Origin of the sequence: Dyadobacter sp., from assembly GCF_017744695.1 — a bacterium.
GTDB lineage: Bacteria > Bacteroidota > Bacteroidia > Cytophagales > Spirosomataceae > Dyadobacter.
Genome location: NZ_JAGIAS010000010.1, coordinates 120,720 through 144,099, shown reverse-complemented (window position 1 = coordinate 144,099; position 23,380 = coordinate 120,720). Strand labels below are relative to the sequence as shown.

At 50.7% G+C, this 23,380-nt stretch carries 18 protein-coding genes; 8 read left to right on the top strand and 10 right to left on the bottom strand.

Annotated features, from left to right (window positions below):
- The first annotated feature begins 13 nt into the window (after positions 1-13).
- Positions 14-1,474 (top strand): SusD/RagB family nutrient-binding outer membrane lipoprotein, encoded by a 1,461-nt coding sequence (locus J7619_RS28645; RefSeq protein WP_291207382.1) that lies wholly within the window; start codon positions 14-16, stop codon positions 1,472-1,474.
- A gap of 89 nt (positions 1,475-1,563) precedes the next feature.
- Here the strand turns inward: J7619_RS28645 and J7619_RS28640 are convergent, their stop codons facing one another.
- Both J7619_RS28640 and J7619_RS28635 read right to left on the bottom strand, forming a co-directional pair.
- Positions 1,564-1,914: a DUF3592 domain-containing protein gene (locus J7619_RS28640; protein ID WP_291207379.1), complete on the bottom strand. Its 351-nt coding sequence runs from the start codon at positions 1,912-1,914 to the stop codon at positions 1,564-1,566.
- Between the two features lie 31 nt (positions 1,915-1,945).
- Positions 1,946-2,710, bottom strand: a complete 765-nt coding sequence (locus J7619_RS28635) for a hypothetical protein (protein ID WP_291207376.1) — start codon at positions 2,708-2,710, stop codon at positions 1,946-1,948.
- Between the two features lie 210 nt (positions 2,711-2,920).
- On the opposite strand from J7619_RS28635, the gene J7619_RS28630 reads away from it, so the two are divergent.
- A complete protein-coding gene (locus tag J7619_RS28630; RefSeq protein ID WP_291207373.1) occupies positions 2,921-3,181 on the top strand; it encodes a hypothetical protein in 261 nt (86 codons plus the stop codon).
- A gap of 3 nt (positions 3,182-3,184) precedes the next feature.
- Here the strand turns inward: J7619_RS28630 and J7619_RS28625 are convergent, their stop codons facing one another.
- Complete coding sequence (locus tag J7619_RS28625) at positions 3,185-6,142, bottom strand: FAD-binding and (Fe-S)-binding domain-containing protein (RefSeq protein WP_291207370.1); 2,958 nt, start codon at positions 6,140-6,142, stop codon at positions 3,185-3,187.
- 187 nt (positions 6,143-6,329) lie between these two features.
- Here J7619_RS28625 and J7619_RS28620 point away from each other — a divergent pair, with 187 nt between their 5' ends.
- Entirely contained in the window at positions 6,330-7,799 is a 1,470-nt protein-coding gene (locus tag J7619_RS28620; RefSeq protein ID WP_291207367.1) for a thioredoxin-like domain-containing protein, read from the top strand.
- A gap of 122 nt (positions 7,800-7,921) precedes the next feature.
- On the opposite strand, the gene J7619_RS28615 is transcribed toward J7619_RS28620, so the two are convergent.
- On the bottom strand, positions 7,922-9,181 hold the full coding sequence (locus tag J7619_RS28615) for a HAMP domain-containing sensor histidine kinase (RefSeq protein WP_291207364.1): 1,260 nt from the start codon (positions 9,179-9,181) through the stop codon (positions 7,922-7,924).
- On the bottom strand, positions 9,178-9,855 hold the full coding sequence (locus tag J7619_RS28610; protein WP_291207361.1) for a response regulator transcription factor: 678 nt from the start codon (positions 9,853-9,855) through the stop codon (positions 9,178-9,180). Before J7619_RS28610 ends, J7619_RS28615 begins: the two co-directional genes overlap by 4 nt.
- A 157-nt stretch (positions 9,856-10,012) precedes the next feature.
- On the opposite strand from J7619_RS28610, the gene J7619_RS28605 reads away from it, so the two are divergent.
- The 4 genes from J7619_RS28605 to J7619_RS28585 all read left to right on the top strand — a co-directional run bounded on the left by J7619_RS28605 (position 10,013) and on the right by J7619_RS28585 (position 16,506).
- On the top strand, positions 10,013-11,470 hold the full coding sequence (locus J7619_RS28605; RefSeq protein ID WP_291207358.1) for a TolC family protein: 1,458 nt from the start codon (positions 10,013-10,015) through the stop codon (positions 11,468-11,470).
- Positions 11,471-11,526: 56 nt separating this feature from the next.
- The gene (locus J7619_RS28600; protein WP_310589829.1) at positions 11,527-15,888 is read left to right on the top strand and encodes an efflux RND transporter permease subunit; all 4,362 of its coding nucleotides are present in this window, start codon (positions 11,527-11,529) and stop codon (positions 15,886-15,888) included.
- A gap of 96 nt (positions 15,889-15,984) precedes the next feature.
- A complete protein-coding gene (locus tag J7619_RS28590) occupies positions 15,985-16,278 on the top strand; it encodes a type II toxin-antitoxin system HigB family toxin (protein ID WP_291207355.1) in 294 nt (97 codons plus the stop codon).
- 3 nt (positions 16,279-16,281) lie between these two features.
- The gene (locus tag J7619_RS28585; protein WP_291207352.1) at positions 16,282-16,506 is read left to right on the top strand and encodes a hypothetical protein; all 225 of its coding nucleotides are present in this window, start codon (positions 16,282-16,284) and stop codon (positions 16,504-16,506) included.
- 52 nt (positions 16,507-16,558) lie between these two features.
- On the opposite strand, the gene J7619_RS28580 is transcribed toward J7619_RS28585, so the two are convergent.
- Entirely contained in the window at positions 16,559-17,134 is a 576-nt protein-coding gene (locus tag J7619_RS28580) for a DUF4136 domain-containing protein (RefSeq protein WP_291207349.1), read from the bottom strand.
- Between the two features lie 313 nt (positions 17,135-17,447).
- Complete coding sequence (locus J7619_RS28575) at positions 17,448-18,815, bottom strand: Gfo/Idh/MocA family protein (RefSeq protein ID WP_291207347.1); 1,368 nt, start codon at positions 18,813-18,815, stop codon at positions 17,448-17,450.
- Positions 18,816-18,977: 162 nt separating this feature from the next.
- On the opposite strand from J7619_RS28575, the gene J7619_RS28570 reads away from it, so the two are divergent.
- A complete protein-coding gene (locus J7619_RS28570) occupies positions 18,978-19,424 on the top strand; it encodes a DUF6934 family protein (RefSeq protein ID WP_291207345.1) in 447 nt (148 codons plus the stop codon).
- Positions 19,425-19,583: 159 nt separating this feature from the next.
- Here J7619_RS28570 and J7619_RS28565 read toward each other — a convergent pair whose 3' ends face one another.
- The 3 genes from J7619_RS28565 to J7619_RS28555 form a co-directional block, all read right to left on the bottom strand.
- Positions 19,584-20,522: a sugar ABC transporter substrate-binding protein gene (locus J7619_RS28565; protein ID WP_291207342.1), complete on the bottom strand. Its 939-nt coding sequence runs from the start codon at positions 20,520-20,522 to the stop codon at positions 19,584-19,586.
- 90 nt (positions 20,523-20,612) lie between these two features.
- Positions 20,613-21,545: an ABC transporter permease gene (locus tag J7619_RS28560; RefSeq protein ID WP_291207339.1), complete on the bottom strand. Its 933-nt coding sequence runs from the start codon at positions 21,543-21,545 to the stop codon at positions 20,613-20,615.
- 311 nt (positions 21,546-21,856) lie between these two features.
- The gene (locus J7619_RS28555) at positions 21,857-23,359 is read right to left on the bottom strand and encodes a sugar ABC transporter ATP-binding protein (RefSeq protein WP_291207336.1); all 1,503 of its coding nucleotides are present in this window, start codon (positions 23,357-23,359) and stop codon (positions 21,857-21,859) included.
- Between the last annotated feature and the right edge of the window lie 21 nt (positions 23,360-23,380).

The window sequence follows — 23,380 nt, the reverse complement described above, 5'->3', positions numbered from 1 at the left end:
ACTGATTACAAGCATGAAAAGCATCATACGTTCATTCAAATCCAAAATTTTGCTCGCCGCATCCATTGTTTGCCTTTCGGCCTGCACGGGTGATTTCGACGAAGTCAATACCAACAATAACAGCGCCGCAACCGGTACTGCGGACCTTTTCCTTCCCCATGGCATACAAAGTGCAGTCGACCTGTACTGGGGCGGTTCCATCGGCCAGGATATCGGTGACGGTTTCTCGCAGCATTGGGCGCGCATTCAATACACCGATATCGATCAATACACCGTCTCTGCGGATGTTTATACCACCGGCTGGCAGACACTCTACATCGAGTCACTGGCCGATTTCCAGCGCATTATGAAGATTTCCGAAGAATCGGGTAACAGCAACTACAAGGCCGTGGCGATGATCATGCGCTCGTGGGCATTCCTGCTGCTGACCGACATCTACGGCGATATCCCCTACACCGATGCATTGCAGGGCCTGGAAGATAAACTTTTGCCTAAATACGATGCACAGAAGAATGTGTACGCCGGCATTGTGGCGGAATTGAAAACAGCCAACGACCTGATCGATGTCAACGACAAAAGCAAGGCGATTGCGGGCGATATTCTCTTCAATGGCAACCTGACCAAATGGAAGAAGTTCGCCAACTCGCTGAGCCTCCGTGTGCTTGCCCGGATGATCGACAAGGCCGACGCGCCCATCGACGTCAAATCGGAAGTTAGCCGCATTCTCAGTGACGCTACAAAATACCCGGTAATGGAGTCGGTGGCGGATAATATCCAGCTCAATTACCTCGACGCGACGAACAACAATAACCCGGTGAACCAGAACCGCAAGACCCGCGACGACCACCGCGTGAGCGCGACGCTGGTTACCAGGCTGACGGCGCTGAACGACGGACGCCTGGCCATTTATGCCAACAGACCTGCGGATGGCGGAGACTACAAAGGTGTTCCAAACGGGCTGTCATCCTCCGACGCAAATGCATTGGGCTTGTCGAAAACTTCCAAAGTAGGAGATTACTTCGTGGCAGCGACTGCCCCCGGCGTGATCATGAGCTATGCCGAACTGTTATTCCTGAAAGCAGAATTTGCTTATAAAGGCATTGCGGCAGCGGGTACCGCAGCCAAAAACTACTCCGACGGCATTACCGCCTCGTTTGCACAGTACAAACTGACTGTCCCCGAAGCCTACCTCACCGCAAACGCGCTAAAAACGGGCACGGAAGCATTTACCCAGATCATGGAGCAGAAATGGATCGCGCTCTTTGGCCAGGGGGTTGAAGCCTGGACCGAATATCGCCGGACCGGCATTCCTGCTCTTTCCCCTCCTGTTTTGAACACCAATGGCAACGTCATTCCAACGCGGCTGTCTTACCCTGGCTCGGAAGAATCGCTGAACTATGAGAATTTCTCAGCGGCCCTCACCGCCCAGGGAGGCAAGAATGACATGAAAATGAAACTTTGGTTTGCCAAATAAGGCAAATACAGAAGTAGCAAAAAGCAAAACGGGTCGGATGCGTGCGGCATCCGACCCGTTTTCTTTTATGTATCATTGAACCGCAACAATCAATTCTGATTGTCTTTGGGCCTATTGTATTTTGGCGCAAGCGGATCGTAAACCACCCATAGGCTATCCCCCACATCATACCGCGACGCGCGGGAATCGCCCCTGAAACGCTCTCCGTTTACTACAAACTCGTAGGAATAAGAAAACGCCCTCGTTCCATTCCCCATATAATTTCTTTCGTCAACGATCACAGCTTGGATATCCACCCCTCTCGATTCGGTACCAACCGTCGTATTGTAACTGTCGGCAAACCGCCTTACAAACAGGTACAGCACAGTTCCCACAATCGCCACGCTGAAAACAGTTTTGGCTGCGTCGACCAAATCGAAACTGCTGCCTTTACGTTTCATACAGTCATTTTTTCAAGCCCTCTTGGGGTTATTAAAATGAAATCCCTAATCCTGCGCCAATGTTTGCAACCCCTACAAATCGTTTTTCATTAATAGGGATACCTACCTCGGGATAATTTCCTACACGCACATTCACGGCTACGTTTTTCAACTCGGCCTCGGTAGCGAGGAAATCGCCGGACAGGTGAAAATACAGTGGACCGGCAATGGGCAAGCGTAAACTCGCTCCGGCACCCAAACCGAAACCGCTGGTAGAGGCTGGGCTCAAATGCACGAGAATCTGGTTTTCACCGGATTGGAAAGTCCCGGTCATATCCACAGTGGGCGAGGTAACCTGCACATAACCGCCCTGCACGTGGCCTTCGAGTTGAACTCTTCCAAAATTGAGGAATATAGCAGGACCAGCCATAATCGCATTAAACTTCCAGCGCGACACGCGCGTATCCCACGTATGCGAGGTGGTTTCATTGATAAAACCCTTGATTTCTTCCACACGAAGGTCCGCAATATCGACAATCGGCTGAGGGCGTGTCGTGTTCTTGTTCATGCTTCCCGAAAACTTCAATCCAAACCAGCGCGCAATGCGGAAATCATAATTGACCTGACCGTAATATCCTGAGCCTGTCAGACCTGCAAAAGGGTCGTTCAGTTTTTCCCTTGCAAGCTCTCCTACCGGCAAGCTATATCCGGCGGTAGCCGAAAAGAAAGACCGGTTATCGTTTTGCGCCTGCGTACTTAATTGTACAAATAGGAAAAGTGCAAAAAGTGGGATAGAGAAGCGTTGGCTGATTTTCATGAATATGGCTGGTTTGTGAGAAGAACTAGTACGTGAAACGAAATTCCCAGCAAAGGTAACATGAAACATCTCCGATTTATTACATTTTAACTCGTAGACTTAGTTTGGGGAAATTTTATCAACACAATGTTATATAATTCGCTCAAAAAGTGCTGAATCGCCGCTGGTATGGAAATGGTAATGGTTATTTCAAACTAAATCAATAAACCCATGAACAGGCAAGAAACAGATAGGGAAGCAAGAGCGACCAAGAACGTGAAGAACGTCTGGAAGTGGATCGTCGGCGTCGGTATCGTCCTTTCGCTGATCGCCTGGTTTGGCGGCTTCTTTAACCACGACAGGAATCTGTCAGGACAGGCCGATAACCCGGCCGATCGGGGCACAACGGCTGTGGACAGCATTGCTACCGATACCGCCGGCACGCCATTGCGTTCCGATACAGTTTATGAACACGTCCGCGGTACCCAATAGGCGTTACTTGATCAGTGCGTCGTATAAAATCTCGACCGGGTGCATGGCTCTGCGCCCCGTACCATCCTTAATCTGATGGCGACAGCTCGTTCCGGCAGCCGCGATGATCACATCCTCGGGCTGCTGCCGGACAGTTGGGAACAGCACCAGCTCCCCGATCTGCATTGATACTTCGAAATGCTCTTCCTCGTAACCAAATGAGCCTGCCATTCCGCAGCAACCCGACGGAATCAGCTGGACATGATAGTTTTCCGGCAATTGCAGAGCCTTTTTAGAAGCCGTTAACGTCGAAAGTGCCTTCTGATGGCAATGTCCGTGCAGCTTGATCAGCTGGCTTTTACCCACAAATGCACCCTTCTGAATGCGTTTCGCGTCGATTTCCCGCGCGATGAATTCCTCAAAAAGCAGTGCATTCTCGGCTACCCGCTGCGCATTTGTGCGTTCGCTTTCACCAACCAGGTCCACATATTCGTCGCGGAACGACAGGATTGCTGACGGCTCAATACCCACCAGCGGCGCATCGTAAGTAATTTTATCTTTCAACAAAGCCACATTCCGGATAGCCAGTTTTTGCGCTTCTTTCACAAAACCCTTGGACAAATACGACCGCCCGGATTCCACGTGCTCGGGAATAATAACCTCGTAACCCAGTTTTTCAAGCAGCAGCACGGCCTTCTTACCTACTTCCGCATCATTGTAATTGGTAAACTCATCACAAAAAAGGTACACCTTGCGTAAATGCGTCGCAGCGGCAACCGCCGGCTTATTTCGCTGATGCTTTTCCCACCAGCTCTTCAACGTTTCACTGTCCAGCTTCGGCATCGACCGGTCCGGGTGGAAGCCGACCATTTTATTGGCGATTTTCCGCAATGCCGGTGTTCCGAATATGCCGTTGAATGCCCAGGGCGCGATCGAGGCCAGTTTCATCTGGTTTGAAAAACCGGCGATCAGCTTGCTGCGCATTGGTACGCCGTGAGTTTCATAATATTGCTGCGTGAATTCGGCCTTCATTTTGCCAATATCCACGCTGGAAGGACATTCCGATTTGCAGCCCTTGCAAGACAGGCAAAGGTCAAGCACTTCCTTCACCATTTCCTGGCTGGTTGCCGGAGCGGTTTCCGGTGTAAGATACTGCCGCAGGATATTCGCACGTGCACGCGTCGTGTCGCGCTCGCTGCGCGTGGCCATGTAACTGGGGCACATGGTGCCGCCGGTCAATTCCGTTTTGCGGCAATCTCCTGAACCACTGCATTTTTCGGCGAGGCGAAGAATGCCTTCTTGCCGCGAAAAGTCGAATATCGTATCGATCTGCGGGTTCGGTTTGTCCTGTCCGTAGCGCAGGAATTCGTTCATAGGCGGGGTATCCACGATTTTATTGGCATTGAAAACGCCATCGGGATCCCAGATCCGTTTTACCTGCCGGAACATTTCGTACACTTCCTCGCCCATCATGTAAGGGATGAATTCGCCGCGCAGGCGGCCATCGCCATGCTCACCCGACAATGCGCCGTTGTATTTTTTCACGAGTACGGCGGTATCGGCCAGCACATCACGAAATTGCTGTTTTCCTTCGCTCGTTTTGAGGTTGATCATCGGCTCCACATGCAGCTCTCCGGCACCCGCATGCGCATAATACGATGCGCGCAAGCCGTGTTTTTCCAGCAAAACCTCCAATTCTTCAATATATGCAGGCAAATCCTCCACCGCTACGGCGCAGTCCTCGATGAGGTTCACCGGCTGCGTATCGCCCGGCAGGTTCCGTATCAATCCAAGCCCTGCCTTGCGAATATCCCATGCCTTGTTGGCATCATCGCCAAACAAGAGCGGATAGGCATAGCCGAGATTTTCAGTCTTCAATTGCGTGACCAACGCGGCTGCTTTTTGCTCTACTTCTTCATTGGCAACGCCCCAAAACTCCACCATCAGCATCGCTGCGGGGTCGCCTTGCATGAAAAACCGGTTTTGCGAATACACATTATGGTTTTTGGTGAAATCCATAATGTATTTATCGACCAGTTCGGATGCCTTTGGGTGATGCTGCATGGCCACCCGGTTCGCGTGCAACGCTTCCGCCAGCGAGCTCGTATGCACACACACAACGCCGACGGCTGCGGGCGGCGCATCCACCAATGCTATTTTCGCCTCGGTAACGAAGCATAATGTCCCCTCGGAACCCGCTATGAGGTTACAGAGGTTGATATTTCCTTTTTCAAAATTCCTGACCAATGCGTCCAGCGCATAACCGGAGTTTCGGCGGGTAACGGCTGGTTTGGGAAACTGTTTTTTGATTAAATCCTGGTCAATGGGATTGGATATGAGCCCGAACATGCCCGCCAGAATGGATTGCAGGCGTTGGCCTTTGACCTGCTTTTCACGGATTTCCCGCGTAAAATCAGCAATAGTCTGTTCGTTGAAAACCGATTCGGAACCATCGGACAGCAGCACCTTTACTTCCAGCAAATGGTCGCGCGTAGCGCCCCAGGTGATAGAATGCAGCCCACACGAATTGTTTCCGATCATCCCGCCGATCATCGCACGGCTGGCAGTCGAAGTTTCGGGGCCAAAAAGCAGCCCGTAAGGTGCGAGGTGCTTGTTCAGGTCGTCGCGGATCACGCCCGGCTGCACGCGAACCCATTTCTCGTCCGCATTTACCTCGATGATCTTCCTGAAATGCTTCGAAATATCGACCACAATGCCCTGCCCCACTACCTGCCCGGCCAATGACGTACCGGCTGCCCTCGGGATCAATGTCACCTTATTGGTTTGGGCAAAATCGATCAGCGCCCGGATATCCTCCACGGTTTTCGGTAAAGCTACCGCTACCGGCATTTCCTGGTAAACGGACGCATCGGTGGCGTAAATCGTGCGCTGTGCAGCGTGTAGCGTAGAATTGTCGAAATACAACTCACCCTCAAACCGGGCGCGGAGGGTATTGAACTGGAACTGTGAAACGCGGGTCATGGGAACAATCGATAATCAATAAGCGAATTTACGCGAGTTGGCCTATTAATACGCTTAAAAACTGTATTAATGTGCTTCCGGGCCACGGTGAATAAGCCGGCGGAACAGATACCGACACGAGTTACGTATATTGGCACAATTTTTACACCTCCTGATTCTGGTAAAAACAGTTTTCCCTTTCGAACCGATGAAACACATAAACATTCTGATCCTCACACTATTCGGGACTGCACTCAGTTGGGTTTCTTATGCACAAAATACGGCCAATATTACGCTCACAGCGGCAAAACAGGCTCCCGTGACCGTTACGCTGGTGCTCGAAGATGTACATTTTCACCCCAATCTGGGCACCGGCCTTGCCGATGCGAAACTCGACGCGGTAGCTTCGGTGAATTTTGCCGATAAAACCACTGAAAAAACAGTCATTCAGCTCAATGAGCCCAAAATGATGCGCCTGGAATACGGCGGCGGCGGTGTAAACAGGACATGGATGCTATTCCTGCAACCGGGCGACGACCTGACGATCAACGTCGGGGCGAACGCGGATGTGACTTTCACCGGGAAGAATGCCGGCTATCAGACATTTTTGAAAAACTATTTTCTGGAAAACCAATATCAGTACCTGCCCGTTTTTGGTTACAAACCGTCGCAAATAGATAATAAGAGCGTGGTTCAACAAAGTGACAGCCTCAAAAAAGTACGACTGGATGCATTTGAGAAATTCAAAATGGCGAACCCGGTAGTACCCGCATTCGAAGCATACGTGCTGGCTACCACGGCAACCGAGCCATCGCTGACCCGCCAGCTTATCCAGGAAAAAATCATGCGCCGCAACCGCGTGGCAAAACTCGATGCTACGCAGCGCAAGGAACTTGAAGATTTCACTTTGACCGACTTCAAAATCCAACCCGACGACGCATTGCTCAGCCAGGCCTACCGCGACGAGCTCCGCTACTGGGCGCTTATTCCCTCAACCCGTAAATTTCCCCTCGAATCGGAAACGCGCTACGAGATCAGTCCGGACGCATTGAAGGATGTATACGCATTCAGCAAAGAAAAGCTGACCAATTATCCGAAGCAGAAAGAGTACCTGGCTACCTACTGGCTCAACTACGCGGCAACGGCCATACCGGGTATTGAAACCGCTAAAACGCTTCTGGCAGATTACAAAGCCACATTTCCGCAATCACCTTATACAGAATACATTGCCAAGCTGATCCAAACCAAAGAATCGCTGCAACCGGGAGCGGCCATTCCCGATATTACTTTGCTGAACACCGACAGCGCGGCCGTAACGGTATCCTCTTTGCAAGGCAAACCGGTTCTGATGGTATTCTCGTTCAGCATCGGCCAGCACGAGCCCGGGTTAAAGGTTTTGGAAGATAAATATGCTGATAAAGTAACGTTCGCCTACATTTCCGTTGCGACGGGCATTCCGCTTTCGACCTGGAAACAATATGTGAAGGCACGTCCGACCGCGAAGCATTTGTGGGCTTCGGATGAAAACATTGAGGTCTTGAAAGAGAAATATGGCATTGATATCCGGTACCCATTTCTGGTGATCGATGGGGCTGGCAAGATCGTGAACCGCTGGATTCCACAGGAATTTCCAAACAATAAAACGCTGGAAGCTGAATTACAGAAGGTTGCCAAATAGCGGGCGCGAAGCTGCGCTTCGTGCCTACTATTCGCAGGCCTCCGGCCGGTCGGATATGCGACATCGTACAAAGTCGGCCGGAGGCCTCCACATAGCATGTGCGAAGCAGGAGCTTCGCATTATCATCCTGTGATCCTGATCGAGTGTATCGGCTCCTCGTACTGGTACGAAATCCGCAGCTCGCAATTATCACAGATCTGCTTCACAATCGCCAGTCCGAGACCCAGCGATTCCGCGCCCGTCGATTCCTTCTTGAACCGCTCGAATAACCGTTCCGGCTCGCTTTTCAACGGATTACCGGTATTGCTCACCTGCACATAGTCAGTCCCGGATTGCAGCCGTAACTCTCCGCCGTTGTAGTTATGTCGGATTGCATTGTTGATCAGGTTCGTCAGAAGAATATCCGCCAGCGCCGGCGACATGATTTTCCTGAAACTGCCGGAAGATTCCACCGTGACGCTGATCTCCTTATGCTGCAGAATATCTTCAAAGTCTTTCAGCTTCTTCAATGCCAGCTCCGAAAGATCCAGCTCTTCCTGCTCCGTAAATTGCTGATTTTCAATTTTAGCCAGCAATAAAAGCCCCTGATTCAGCCGCGACATCCGCCGCGCCGCGTGGTAAATTTCCTCGATCCAGTAAGTATGGTTTTCGCCCAGATCCTTCGACTGGATAAATTGCTCCACCCGCGCATTGATGAGCGCCAGCGGCGTCTGGATTTCGTGGGAAGCATTTTCGGTAAACTCTCGCAGGCTCCGGTAGTCGTGCTGCATTTTCGAGGCCATCTTCTCCATCACATCACCCAGCTCATTGAACTCGGTGATTTCACTTCGGACCGTTTCCAGCGGCTTGTTTTTCGTCCAGTCAAAATCCTTGATCCGGGCCAGCGAATCGTAAAACGGCTTCCATAACTTACCCGACAAAACGCGGTGAAAAAGGAAGGTGCTCACCAGCAGCAATCCCAGAAACGCAATCATCGCCGCCGAAATGGCCTCGATCAGTTTGTAGGATTCGATCATCGACTTCCTGATCGCGACGCGGTAAGGCGAACCGCCGATTAGCGTGTAGAATGTAAGCTGGCGGAACGGGTCGGCCGTTTCGTCGTAGCGGTTACTGATGAGCGTGTCCGTGAATGCGACTTTGTTATCGAACTTGCCAAACACCGGTACCACTTCAATCTTATTTTCGACAAAATAGGAATTGTTGCTCCATGTGTCGTTGCTGCGGATATAAGTTTCAAAATCCTGCTTTTCGACCATCAACCGGCTCTCCACCTCGTCGTAGATCATGAATTTGATGATCCAGAAAAAGGCTATCCCCACCGCCGCATAAATCAGCAGCGAGGCGAGCAGGTAAATGCGACTGGCTTTTTCGAGCAGTTTCAAGATGCGGTGAATTTGTATCCTATGCCATAAATCGATTGAATGTAATCCTTTCCGCCTTTCTCAACGATCTTCCGGCGAAGGTTTTTAATATGGGAATACACCATATCCAGCGAATCGGCCGAATCCATATTGTCGCCCCAGAGATGCTCGGCAATGGATTCCTTCGTGAGTGCCACGTCGATATTGGAAAGAAAGTAGAGCAACAGATCGTATTCTTTTTTAGATAAGGTAGCTTCAATATCCTTGATAAAAACCTTCCGGGCAGGCAGGTTAACCCGGATATCCTTCCAGGTCATATCGTTGTTCCCACCGAAATTCCTGCGCCGGATCAGCGACTTCACCCTTGCATTCAGTTCGGAAAGGTGGAACGGCTTGGTCATATAGTCGTCCGACCCTATTTCTAATCCTTTCAACTTGTCTTCCAACGTATTGCGTGCTGAAATAATGATAATTCCCGTTGCCGCGGCAATCTTTTTCAACGTCTGGATAATGTCGAAGCCATTGCCATCCGGCAATGTCAGGTCGACGATCGTGCAATCGTACTGGTAGAGGCTGATCTTTTCGTCGGCCTGCCAGAATGTGTTGGCTACTTCACAAATGAACCCTTCGCGAGAAAGGTAATCGGTGATACTTTCTGCAAGCCCTTTCTCGTCCTCGACAACTAAAATTTTCATTCCTCTTTTCAAAAGATACTTCACAAAAGTACACCTTGAATTTGGAAACATTTAGAAAGGATAATCGCGTAATAAACAGTCCCTTGCACAATCCTGTTTCCCAAATGTTTCCAGAATTGCGCTCTAATTTCGGCTAAAAATATCTCTAACCCGAATTATGAAGCACTCCCAGTATCATTTGGTTTCCCGCTTTTTTCCGCCGGGAAACGCACATTCACCGGCCCGCCGGATCTTCGAAATCAAAAACCGATGGTTTGCATTGCTTTTTATCGCCTTCGCATGCATACAGGCGAACGCGCAGCGCATCAAACTGCACGAAGCATTGGAGCAGGGCAAAGGAAATTTCCCTTTCCTGAAAGCCAAACAGGCCGAAATACACAGCGCCGAAAGCCGTGTCAAGTCGGTCAAGACCGATTACCTGCCGGCATTCATCGTGCAGGATCAATATACCTATGGTACCAGCAACAGCGTAGCCGGTGCATTCCTGCCCAACGAGGGTAGTGCACTGTCGCCTTCCGGCGGTATCCGTCCCGAAAATATTTATACCGCTACATTCGGCAGTTTCACGACGGCCCTGGTCGATTGGAAGGTTTTCAACTTTGGAAAAGTAAATGCCAACGTCAATGCCGCCAAAGCCGACCTCGCCCGCAGCCAGGCCGATTACGAGAACGAGCTTTTCCAACATCAGGTCAAAATCATCGATGCCTATCTGCTGCTGCTGATTAACCAGAAACTGGTAGACGCCCAGCGCCAGAACCTGGAACGGGCTTCCGTTTTCAAGCGCGTGACCGATGCCGCTGTGACTTCGGGCATGCGGCCGGGGGTTGACAGCTCGCTGGCTGCCGCGGAATATGCCAAGGCGCAATTGCTACTGCTGGAAAGCCAGCGATCGGAAAAGGCACAGCGCCTGCGGCTTTCGGAACTGACCGGCGAATTGCGCGACAGCATTCAGGTCGACACGATGGGCTTCTACGCCCAACTCCCGGCCGCTTCCGCCGAAATAGCATCATTCCTCAAAAACCCCGCATTGAGGTTTTCACAAGCGCAGATCGACGCCTCGGTAGCACGGAGCCTGGCTGTTAAGCGCTCGTTTTTGCCTTCCATTTCACTGGTAGGCGCCGGCTGGGGCCGTGGCTCGGGCGTTTCCAACAAAGATGATTCTTTCCGCACCGATTTTGGCAGCGGGGTAAAATACCAGGTTTACAACTACCTTTTCGGAATTTCTACCCGTTGGAACCTCACCAACATCTTCAAAGTCAGGAACGATTACCAAGCCGAACAATTCCAGGCCGAACGTTTCAAATCGCTATACCAAACCCAGCAGTTGCAACTCGACCGTCAGACCCGTGAATCCGAAATCCAGTTTCAGCTCTCGCTCGCGCAGGCACGCCTTACACCCGTGCAACTCGCAGCCGCGCGGACGGCATTCAACCAGGCCGAAGCACGCTACCAGAGCGGCCTCACAGACCTTTTCACATTGGCACAAAGTGTGAATGCATTGAACCGCGCCGAGGTCGACAAGTTTGTCACTAACGGCAATGCATGGCGCGCGCTGCTGCTCAAAGCCGCCGCCGCCGGCGACCTAAGTATCTTCTTGAATCAAATAGCCCAATGATACGCAAAGAGTCATGCTGAGCGGAGTCGAAGCATGATAAATCAAACCCGAATACTATGTACCAACTCATCAGAACTGCCCTCCGGCAACCCATTTCCATCGTGGTGGTCGTGATAGGCATCCTATTCTTTTCAATTCTGTCGATTCGGAGCATTCCCGTCGACATTTTCCCTAACCTCGATTTGCCTACCATTTATGTGGTGCAGCCTTACGGCGGTATGGCCCCCGACCAAATGGACGGCTTTATCGCCACCCGCTACCAGGACCACTTCCTGTATGTGTCGGGTATCCGCGACGTGGACGTGAAAACGATCCAGGGACTGTCATTGATCAAACTTTCGTTCTATCCCGGTACCGATATGGCTCAGGCGGCTGCGGAGGTCGCCAACAACGTCTCCCGCGCAAAAGCCTACATGCCCGAGGGTACTGTACCGCCGCAGGTAGTCCGCTTCGACGCCAGCTCGGTGCCGATCGGCCAGATGGTATTCGAAAGCGCCTCGCGCTCGCTGAACGAGATCCAGGACTTCGCTTCTTCCCGCGTTCGGCCCATGTTCAGCCGCATTGAGGGTGTTTCCAGCCCCCCGCCATTCGGGGGTAACCAGCGTACGATCGTTGTCCGCGTCGATCCTGAGCGTATCCGAAGCTACCACCTGACGCCTGAAGAGGTGATCAAATCCATTATTGCCAACAACCAGCCTTCACCGGCCGGTAATATCCGTATGGGGGATAAAACCTTGATGACACCCGTTAACTCCCTCATTAAGAAACCGGAAGACTTCCTGAATATCCCTATCCGCGTGGGCGCAGGGCCTACCGTATTCATCCGCGATGTGGGCGTGGTGGAGGATGGTGCCGACGTAACCGTGAGCTACGCGCTGATCAACGGCCGTCGCGCGGTTTATATTCCAGTAGTAAAAAAATCGGACGCCTCGACGCTTGACGTAGTGAACAACATCCGCGCCGCATTGCCCCAACTGCGGAACGCAGTGCCGGAAGATGTGAAGATATCCTATGAATTCGACCAGTCGGTATATGTAACCAACTCATTGAAAAGCCTTATTACCGAGGGTATTCTCGGTGCATTGCTGACGGGTTTGATGGTACTCCTCTTCCTCAGAGACTGGCGCAGCGTGATCATCGTAATCGTAACCATTCCTATTTCCATTCTTTCGGCAGTCATATTGATGAATCTGTTTGGCCAAACCATCAATATCATGACATTGAGCGGGCTTGCTTTGGCTATCGGCGTGCTCGTCGACCAGGCCACGGTGACCATCGAAAACATTCATCAGCACCAGGAAATGGGCAAACCGAAGGAGCAGGCTATCTGGGACGCTTGTAAAGAAATCGCATTCCCGGAGTTCCTGATTTTGCTTGCGATCCTGGCCGTTTTTGCGCCGTCGTTTGTGATGAGTGGTATTCCAAGATCCATGTTCCTGCCACTTTCGCTGGCCGTAGGTTTCGCGATGATCGCCTCGTTCTTGCTATCGCAGACATTGGTTCCCGTCCTTTCGAACTGGTTATTGAAAGACCACCCGCACCATGAAGCGCCCACACTGGCATTGGATAGCCAGGAAATCGACGATGTGATCGAAGAAGGTGCGCACCCATCGTTGCCGCCTACCGGCTTTGAAAAGTTTAAATTGAAATACCTGAATGTCCTTGGGGGCATCATGGGCAAGCGCCTCATCGTGCCGGTCTATCTGGTCGGCAGCATTGCTTTAATCGTCGGCGGATTCTTCCTCATCGGTACGGATATTCTGCCAAAAGCCAACAGCCATCAGTTTCAGATGCGCATGCGGGTGCCCGACGGCACACGGGTAGAGCGTACGGAAGAGGCCACATTAAAAGTTTTAAATCTGATTAAATCGGAAGTCGGCAAAGACAATGTCGAAATATCCTCTGCCTATGTGGGTACCGTTCCTTCCAGCTATGGTACTTCGAACATTTTCGTGTTCAACAGCGGCCCGCATGAAGCGGTTTTACAGGTTTCTTTGAAAGAAGAATTTCCTGTGAGAATGGATGCATTGAAAGAAAAACTGCGTGCGAGAATCGCCAAAGAAATTCCTAATCTGGCGATTTCGTTCGAACCTATCGAGCTTGTCGATAAAATCATGAGCCAGGGCGCATCGACGCCGATCGAAGTAAGTGTGGCCGCCAAAGACGTGGAAGAAGCCGGAAGGTTCGCGCGCAAGATTCAGAAGGAAATGCAGCAGATTGCATTCCTCCGCGATGTGCAGATCGCCCAACCGTTGGAATACCCGATCCTGGATGTAAAAATCGATCGCGAGCGTGCCGGACAATTGGGCATTACCTCCACACAAGTAGCCCGCTCGATGGTGGCAGCGACCTCTTCCAGCCGTTTTACAGATAAGAACCTCTGGCTCGACGACGCCAAAGGGCTTGCCTACCAGGTACAGGTCCAAATCCCGGAATACCAAATGACCTCCGTGGAAGATATTGGCACTATTCCTTTGAAAACCGGCGTAAGCAACCCGCTATTGGCCGACGTGGCGACCTTCTCTGAAAAAACCGCTCCCGGCGAGTACGATCGCGCCGGTCCGAACCGGCTTGTGACAGTTACCGCAAACATTCACAAAAAAGACCTGGGCGCGGCCACTACCGCTGTTCAGAAAGCGATCAAGAATGCCGGAGAACCGCCACGCGGGGTGATCGTAGAATTGAAAGGGCAAACCGAACTGCTGACGGAGACGCTGAGCAGTTTGCAAACCGGTCTGTTGATCGCCGTCGTGATCATGTTCCTCTTGCTGGCGGCTACTTACCAGTCATTCAAACTGTCATTGGTAGTCCTTTCTACCATCCCGGCGGTAGTCGTAGGTTCGATCGGCCTGCTCCTGCTCACCGGCGCAACGCTGAACCTGCAATCCTACATGGGCCTGATCATGTCCGTCGGGGTATCGGTAGCGAATGCGATTTTGATGGTAACCAATGCGGAAAACCTGCGCCTGAAATTGCAGGACGCGCACAAGGCGGTGACACTCGCAGCCGGCAGCCGGATCCGTCCGATCCTCATGACGAGTATCGCGATGATCGCCGGTATGATCCCGATGGCGTCCGGTCTCGGCGAAGGCGGCGACCAGATCGCACCGCTAGGGCAGGCCGTAATCGGCGGGCTGATCGCCTCCACGCTGGCGTCACTGCTCATTTTGCCGGCGGTGTTCACCCTTGTTCAGCGTAAAGCATCCATCAACTCGGTATCCCTCGATCCCGAAGACCCTGAAAGCAATTTCTTCCGTAAAAAACTCCAAACATCCGTTTCCATGAATACCCTGAAATCCATTCTGATATTGATCACCGTTGCCGCAGGTATGACCGCATGCAGCAGCACTGCGGAAACCAGCGAAAAGCACGAACAGCAAGCCACCGCCAAAGAACCCGCGGCTGTGGAGCTGGCCTATGTAAAAAGCATGAAACCAGCCAAGCAAATCGCCCTCCCCGGTGAATTGAAGCCCTGGAATAAGGTCAGTATTCATCCGAAGGTGAAAGGTTTTGTCAAAACCGTGAATGCTGACCGCGGTACTGTGGTCAGAAAAGGACAGGTACTGGCAGTATTGGAAGCACCGGAAGTAATCTCGGAGCTGAGCCAGGCCAAGGCGCAACTGATTGCCGCGGAAGCCGCATTGCAGCAAACCACCACGCGCTACCAGGCCAGTGCGTTGACATACAGCCGCCTGCAAAAAACCAATCGCACCGAAGGGGCCGTATCGCTCAACGAACTCGACCTTGCCAAGGCACGTGCAGCTGCCGACAGTTCCGCGATGGCCGTAGCCAGGGGTAATGTACAAGCTGCGAAATCATTCATGGAAACGAAGACAGAGCTTTCACGCTACCTCACTGTGACCGCCCCATTCGACGGTATTATTACCGAAAGGAACATCAGTCCGGGAGCCCTCGTAGGTCCGGGTGAAGGAGGTGCGAAGCCATTATTCATTCTGGAAGACAATACGAAACTACGTCTGACACTCGCAATCCCCGAAAATATGTCGAGCGCCATTCCGAACAAGGGTGAGGTAAGCTTCACGGTTTCAGCCAGTCCCGAAAAAATTTACAAAGCCGTGTACGCCCGCAGTTCTCGCACATTGTCCGAAGAGAACCGCTCTATGATGACCGAATTTGACGTCAATAATCGCTCCAACGAGCTCAAAGCCGGCATGTACGCACAAGTACAACTGAACACCGAGCGCACGGGCAACACCCTTTTCGTTCCGACAACCTCGGTCGTCCATTCCAGCGAACAGGTGTTTGTGATCCGCGACAAAGGCAAAAAAGCGGAATGGGTACCCGTGAAACGCGGCGTCGTGGTTGATACGCTGGTAGAAGTGTTCGGCGATCTGCATGATGGGGATGCGATTGTGAAGAAGGCATCGGAAGAATATCGCAACGGGCAGGATTTGTAGTCGGAAACCGTAAGGTCAGCCGTTTGTTCATCGGAGCGGAGAAGTGGTCGTCAGGCCAACTTTTCCGCTTTATTTTAAAATGATACACACTATTTCATGAATGTGATCAGTTTCAGAAAATTGAAAGAATTTTACGAAATTCATCCTGACGCAAAGCCTTATCTCACGTCCTGGTTCAAGACAGTTAGAAAAGCAGAATGGAAGGATTACAACACCGTGAAAGCTGATTTCAGAAGTTCAGACCTGATTGCAGACGCCAGGGTTATCTTCATCATAAAAGGGAATAAGTACCGAATGGTCACGCGCATCAGTTTTGAGCACAAGCGAATCATGATCAAATGGCTCGGAACGCACGCAGCGTACGACAAGATTAACGCAAAGACAATTTAGGAGATGGTAGATGTAAAACTGATCGAAACGGAGGAAGAATATAACGACGCAATAATGCGCCTTGATCAACTTTTTGATGCACCGATCGGAAGCAACGAGGCCAAAGAGGCAGATGTTCTGGCGCTGCTGATCAATCAATATGAAGAGGAGCATTACCCCATAGACGAACCCACGTCGGAAGAACATCTCCGGATCCGAATGGAGGAAACCGGAATGAAAGAAGATTAGTATTGATCATAGATGCCGGACTTGCGTCCGGCATCTATGATCAATACTTGCATCACTTCCTGCTGTAAGTATCCAGCGTTGCTTGCGGGAAAGAACGGAGGATGTCCGCCATCGTGTTTTTGATCATCGTATTCTGATCTTCTTTCTTCGTTGGCGCCTTCACTTTGCCGGAAGCCCAGCCCTGCCATACCATTCGCTCGGTGGATTTCTGATAAATGTTGAGGATGAAGCGGCTTTCCTGGTAATTGTAGGTAGAAATATTATTGCCGCCTCCATACCACCACATATACGGCGAGTACATATTGTTGGAGCGCACTTGCTGACGGTCTTTCACATCCGTCATAAATCGCACGATAATCTCAGGATTCTGCTGGTCCATTTTGTAGCCTTTGGCTTCCATTACCTCTACCACGGCGTCACCCAACCGGCGCCTGTTCAGTTCGCTGCCCAGCAACGGGTCTTGCTCGATATTATGCTCAGCCTCCACCTTGAAGGTTTTGAATTGTTTCAGGTTCACTGAGGAGTCGTAATCGTAGCTCACTTGAAGGGCATTGCTGCATGCCATCATGAATACACCCGCCACAACCGCCATACCAGCGGATTTTATCAACTTCACTATGGTTTTCATCGTGTTTTGGAACGTTTGGTTATTGTTATGCTAGTCTGACAGTTTCAGAGGGCAAATGGTTTAAATACCTATGAAACATCTATTAAACTTATAAACAAATAAAATAGATATATCGATCGGCGAAATTACTTATTATGGCCTGTTTCAAACGTTTGCATTACCTCCGTACTTCTTTTTACCATTACCCGCGTCGCCCTTCTCCTGTTGCACGGAATATCCGGAAAAAGTACGCTGAAAACAAAAACGCGCCCGGATTTTGCCGGACGCGATGTACTGGGAATATATAAGGGACCACGAACTTTAATGACCTATCCTAGACGTGTCTATAGTCAGGATGTTTGTAAGGAGCCCGGTAGGCGCGGGCCAGTAACGCATTCGCTTCTCTATCTCCCACAATTTCGCGTTTTATTGGGTCATAAACAATCGAACGGCCTGTTTTCATCGAAAGATTTGCCAAAATGCAGCTCGCTGTCGAAATATGACCTTCTTCGATGTCTGCTACCGGCCTGCTGCTCTGCTCGATCGCGTTCAGGAAGTCGAGCATATGCAGGCGCGTCGCGGGTGCTGCATTCAGCTCGATCTTGTCTTCTTTCAGGTCCTCCGGATACTTTTCTTTTTCATACACAACGTCCTTATGGATCTTTTCGCCTTTTCCTTGCGGAATGAAATCGTAAGCCATGGTACTCGCCCAGAGCGTTCCCTTTTCTCCATAGAGCGTAAATGACCATGGGTAATCAGGATTGTTTGGCGTACCCCAGGTGCGGTGCTGCCATACGCAGTTCAGCCCATCGTATTCGAAAATCGCTGATTGAGTATCGGATATATTAGACTTACCTTCTTTCTGCACATAAATACCACCCGTCGAAGTAATTTTTTTCGGCCATCCCAATTTCAGCATCCAGCGCACCGTGTCGAACATGTGCACGCACATATCACCCGTGATGCCGTTGCCGTATTCCATGAACGTCCGCCACCAGCGCACATGTGGCGAGCCGTCGTACGGGCGCAGGGGCGCGGGGCCCGTCCATTTTTCATAATCCAGGTAATCGGGAACCGCCTCTACCGGAGGATTACCATTGGCGCGCATATGGAAGTAGCAGCACATTTCGACATGTGAAATCTTGCCCAGCAAACCAGCGTCGACGATATTCTTCTTGGCGTCGATCAAATGCGGTGTGCTTTTCCGCTGCGTTCCTACCTGCACTACTTTTTTATATTTCCGCGCAGCGGCCACCATTGCTTCGCCCTCCATCACATCCACGCTGATCGGCTTCTGCACATACACGTGCGCACCTGCTTTCACCGCGTCGATCATCTGAAGCGCATGCCAGTGATCAGGCGTACCGATCAGGACTATGTCCAATTGGTTTTCCGCAAGCATTTTCTGGTAGTCGCCGTACAGTTTTGGCGTCTTGCCTGATTTCTGCCGCTGGCTCACCAGTTTACCCGCTTCATTCAACTGGTTTTTATCCACATCGCAAAGCGCGATCACTTCCACGGGTGCAACCTGAATCAATCTGAAAAGATCACTCTTGCCATACCAACCGGTCCCAATTAACCCCACACGCCATGTTTTGGCGGGATTGATCAGGTCCATTCCCTGCGCTCCGAAAGTTGAAAGTGCCAATGCAGCCGTGGCCCCGTGGAGAAAACTACGACGGTTGATATTGAAAGTGTTCATTCGTGATGTTGATTGGTTTTAGGAAACTGGCAAATGCCATATGGGGGTAAAAGGGCCGGGAGCGTGGCGTTTTACTTTTAAGCCCGGATTATTTTACATTTGCTACACATACAACCGCTCAACTTCCTGCATTCGATATGGTAGCCGTTATCTCCCGATTGTATGGATTTGGAATTTTATCCCGTTACAGCCCAAAAAAGCTGTCGCCTATTTGAATTTGAAAGCATTAGCGAGACTAAATGTATTAAAAAACGAATCGAATTTGCCATACTAAACAAGACGGCTCAACTGTACAACCTCGCCCTGACAGACATTAACCAGGAGGGAGCTACATCGGATATTGTCATCAGTGACAATGCAGATATGCCGAAGGTTATGGCTACCGTTATACATTGCCTGCATCAATTTCTCGAAAACCATCCATCTGCAACGGTACTTGTCAGAGGAAATTCTCCCGCGCGCACGAGATTGTATCGGGCAGTAATCAGTCGTGAGATTTCAAAAGTCAAAAATTTTCTGGAAATTTATGGAACGGATGGCTATGTAAACGAGCCATTCCGCATTAACACTCACTATGAAGCATTCTTCATTAAATTGAGGTCGGTATGAACGATACAATAGACAAAAACAAACGCAGACGTCCAAGGGAAGTTAAATACTATCCAACAGTTGAAGCGTGCGTCCAGGCTAAAATAGATGAGGCTGTAAAATTTCTCGAAGGTAAGGATTTGTCTCTGGTACTCGGCCCAGGTTACGAGTGTATGACCTTCAAAAATTCCCCGCATTCTCCTTCGTCACCAACTGAAAAGGAATCAGCACCTCCTTCTCAAACGCCTCTTTCTTAGCCGCCTTCACCGCGGTTTCAATCGCTTTTCCGCCTTGCTCTTTGGCATTCTGGAAAACAGTGGCATCCAATGTTCCTTTTTTAACAGCTTGCAATGCGTCGGGAATAGCATCTACGCTTACCACCAGCACCTTACCTTTTAGCCCGGCTGCTTCCAGCGCTTTTACGGCACCCATACCCATTTCGTCATTCTGGGCAAAGATGGCGTTGATTTTGTCGCCGTAGGACTGGATCCAGTTTTCGGTAAGCGACATTCCCTTGGCGCGATCCCATTCACCGGTTTGTTCTGCGAGGAGCCTAAGACCCGGATTGGCTTTGAGGATCTCCTTCGCGCCGTTATCACGCCGGATTTGGGCAGCCTGCCCCATGAAACCGTGCATCATCAGCACGTTCCCTTTGCCGCCCAGCTTTTCGGCAATGTATTTCATCGCGATGCGCGCAGACTCGGTATCGTCCGAACCCACAAATGCAGTAGGCTTAGCGGAAGTCTCGGAGTTGACATTGATAATGGGAATCTTCGCGTCCATGGCCAGTTTCACCGCCGGTGAACTTGCTTCCACTTCGCAGGGATTCATGATAATCGCGTCCACACCCTGCCCGATAAAGCTCTCGACCTGCTCCACTTGCTTCAACGCCGAACGTTCAGCGTCCACCGTAATCAGTTCCACGCCCATTTCCTTCGCTTTCGCTTCCATGGCGTCGCTCACATTCACGATAAACTCGTTTTGCATGCTCAGCATCGTAGCCCCGATCACCAGCTTTTTACCCCCTTCCGATCCCGACTCGTTGTCGGATGACTGATTATTACAGCCCCACAAAAAAGCTGCGGCAACAAGGGTAGCGAAAATTGCATTACGTTTCATAAGGCTGTTGGTAATCGGCGGTCGGCCGTCAAATTATGTTTTACATTAAAATCACCTTCAAACCCCTCTTCCTTCCTCCATCTTCCCAGTTCAATCCTTCTTCCCCACCCCATCCAGCACCACCGCGCCGATGATAATCACCCCCATCACTACTTGCTGGTAATAGGAAGTCACATTCAACAAATCAAGGCTGTTGCTGATCACTCCGATCAGCAGAGCGCCGATCAGCGTGCCGGTCATGGTTCCAGTCCCTCCCGAGGTGCTTGTACCGCCGATAATCGCAGCCGCAATGGCATCCAGCTCAAACCCCGCCCCGGCATTAGGTTGCCCCGTGGTAATGCGAGAGGTGAGCAGGATGCCTCCCAATGCAGAAAGCAATCCACAAATGGTATATACCCACATTTTAACACGGCTCACACGTATACCCGACGCACGTGCAGCAGGCTCATTGCCTCCGACCGCGTACATGTAGCGCCCCAGAATGGTTTTATTTAAAACAATAGAACAAACCGCGAATGCTATAAGCAGAATGATGATCGGGAAGGGTATGCCCGCAATGTTTCCCCCGCCGATAAAATTGAACGCGTCGGAAAGGTTGGAAACAGGCCGCCCTTTACTTAAAATCAACGCAAGTCCACGACCGATCGTCATGGTTCCTAAAGTGACGATGAATGGCGGCACTTTGCTCTTCGTGATCACCAACCCATTGAATGCCCCCATCGCCGAGCCAGCAGCGAGGCCTACCAATAACGGTACAACCAATGGATAGGTGTCGGGATGCGCGAAACTCGCAGCCGCCACGCCGGTTACCGCCACCATCGAGCCCAGCGAAAGGTCTATACCGCCCGTGATAATCACAAAAGTGACCCCAAATGCCAGCAATGCATTGATCGACACCTGGTTACCAATGATCAGCAAGTTCGAAACGGTAAAAAACTTAGGCGTACTCAATGCCAGCGCCAGGCATATCAATGCAAATGCGAGGAAGATGCCGTACTGGCCTAGTTTGGAGAATCTGTTCATATTGTACTTCGGCTGTCGGCTTTCGGCAATCGAGTTGTTGTTTGAGTTCGTTTAATTAATGCTGTAAGCAGTAGGCTGTAAGCTATATGCTTTGGGCTTACTGCTGAGGGCCTACAGCTTATAGCCTATGGCTTATATAATTAATGCTGTAAGCAGTAGGCTGTAAGCTATATGCTTTGGGCTTACTGCTGAGGGCCTACAGCTTATAGCCTATGGCTTATATAATTAATGCTGTAAGCAGAAGGCTGTAAGCTATATGCTTTTGGCTTACTGCTTACGGCCTACAGCTTATAGCCTATGGCTTATAACCATCACGCTACCGCATACCGCATTATCACCTCCTGCGTCGCTTCCGCTTTCGAAAGCAATGCGGTTTGTTTGCCTTTGGACAACACCAGTATCCGGTCGCTGAGTCCCAGGATTTCCGGCAGTTCCGATGATATCATGATAATCGCCATGCCGCGGTCGGCGAGGCTGCGGATTAGTTTATAAATTTCAAATTTCGCCCCGACGTCGACACCGCGTGTCGGTTCGTCGAGAATGATGATCTCGGGAGCCGCTAGTAATACTTTGCCAATGACGACCTTCTGCTGGTTTCCCCCACTCAAATACGTTACATGCTGACCGGTACCGGCCGTTTTGATCTTCAAATCGGCGATCATTTTTTCGGTGACCGATTGTTCGCTGAGTGTGTCGATAAAACCACCTTTGCGGTGATTGTTCATGCTCGCGAGCGTCATATTGTCCTTGACAGACATTCGGGGAATAAAGCCGAGCCCTTTCCGGTCCTCGCTCACATACCCGATGCCGTGGTCGATGGCTTCCCGCGGCGTGCGCGCACGAAGCGGTATTTCTTTGATCTTAACCTCCCCCTCATCCCATTGATCGAGCCCGAATATAGCCCTGGCGATTTCCGTCCGTCCCGCCCCCATCAGTCCTGCTAATCCCAGTATTTCACCGGATTTTACATTAAAACTGATATTGGAAAACTTGCCTGCTTTCCCCAGGTTCCGCACCGAAAGCACTTCCTGCCCAACCGGCCTCGTCGCTTCCGGAAACATCTGATCGATTTCCCGCCCCACCATCATGGCGATCAACGCATTCTGATCCAGTTCAGCAGCACTTTTTGTCCCGATATACTTCCCGTCACGAAGCACCGTAATGGTGTCCGAAATCCGGAATATCTCGTCCATTTTATGGGAAATATAGATAATACTGACGCCCTCGGCTTTCAAATCACGAATAATTTGGAACAATGTATCTACCTCTTTATCCGAAATCGCCGACGTCGGCTCATCCATGATGATCACTTTTGCATTATTCGAAATGGCCTTCGCGATTTCGACCATTTGCATTTGCGCCACGCTGAGGTTTTTCATCTTCGCCTTCGGAGCGATATCAACACCCATTCGATCCAGCAATGCAGCTGCCTGCCGGTTGGTTTCATTATCATTCAGCCAACCGGAAAGGATTCCGCTCTTTCCCGAAACCTCTCTTTCTCTACCCAGAAAAATATTCTGTGCTACCGTCAGCTCCGGAATGATGAGGATCTCCTGATGAATCATGGAAATGCCTTTTTTCAAAGTTTCATTCACATTCCTGCCAGTCAGGTTTTCGCCTTCCAGCAACACCTCTCCGGAGTCCGGTGCAACAAGGCCGATCAATATCTTCATGAAAGTGGATTTTCCAGCCCCATTCTCGCCCATTAAGGCATGTACTTCGCCTTTTTTCAGGTCAAAATGGATATTGTCCAGCGCATTGACACCGGAGAATGACTTGGAAATTCCCTTCACCTTCAGAATATAATCGGACATAGCAGTATCGAAACTGAGGCT

Bases quoted from the DNA above. Each gene is read 5' to 3' on its own strand.
- J7619_RS28645 (WP_291207382.1), top strand. From the start codon at position 14: ATGAAAAGCATCATACGTTCATTCAAATCCAAAATTTTGCTCGCCGCA.
- J7619_RS28640 (WP_291207379.1), bottom strand. From the start codon at position 1,914: ATGAAACGTAAAGGCAGCAGTTTCGATTTGGTCGACGCAGCCAAAACT.
- J7619_RS28635 (WP_291207376.1), bottom strand. From the start codon at position 2,710: ATGAAAATCAGCCAACGCTTCTCTATCCCACTTTTTGCACTTTTCCTA.
- J7619_RS28630 (WP_291207373.1), top strand. From the start codon at position 2,921: ATGAACAGGCAAGAAACAGATAGGGAAGCAAGAGCGACCAAGAACGTG.
- J7619_RS28625 (WP_291207370.1), bottom strand. From the start codon at position 6,142: ATGACCCGCGTTTCACAGTTCCAGTTCAATACCCTCCGCGCCCGGTTT.
- J7619_RS28620 (WP_291207367.1), top strand. From the start codon at position 6,330: ATGAAACACATAAACATTCTGATCCTCACACTATTCGGGACTGCACTC.
- J7619_RS28610 (WP_291207361.1), bottom strand. From the start codon at position 9,855: ATGAAAATTTTAGTTGTCGAGGACGAGAAAGGGCTTGCAGAAAGTATC.
- J7619_RS28605 (WP_291207358.1), top strand. From the start codon at position 10,013: ATGAAGCACTCCCAGTATCATTTGGTTTCCCGCTTTTTTCCGCCGGGA.
- J7619_RS28600 (WP_310589829.1), top strand. From the start codon at position 11,527: ATGTACCAACTCATCAGAACTGCCCTCCGGCAACCCATTTCCATCGTG.
- J7619_RS28590 (WP_291207355.1), top strand. From the start codon at position 15,985: ATGAATGTGATCAGTTTCAGAAAATTGAAAGAATTTTACGAAATTCAT.
- J7619_RS28585 (WP_291207352.1), top strand. From the start codon at position 16,282: ATGGTAGATGTAAAACTGATCGAAACGGAGGAAGAATATAACGACGCA.
- J7619_RS28580 (WP_291207349.1), bottom strand. From the start codon at position 17,134: ATGAAAACCATAGTGAAGTTGATAAAATCCGCTGGTATGGCGGTTGTG.
- J7619_RS28575 (WP_291207347.1), bottom strand. From the start codon at position 18,815: ATGAACACTTTCAATATCAACCGTCGTAGTTTTCTCCACGGGGCCACG.
- J7619_RS28570 (WP_291207345.1), top strand. From the start codon at position 18,978: ATGGATTTGGAATTTTATCCCGTTACAGCCCAAAAAAGCTGTCGCCTA.
- J7619_RS28565 (WP_291207342.1), bottom strand. From the start codon at position 20,522: ATGAAACGTAATGCAATTTTCGCTACCCTTGTTGCCGCAGCTTTTTTG.
- J7619_RS28560 (WP_291207339.1), bottom strand. From the start codon at position 21,545: ATGAACAGATTCTCCAAACTAGGCCAGTACGGCATCTTCCTCGCATTT.
- J7619_RS28555 (WP_291207336.1), bottom strand. From the start codon at position 23,359: ATGTCCGATTATATTCTGAAGGTGAAGGGAATTTCCAAGTCATTCTCC.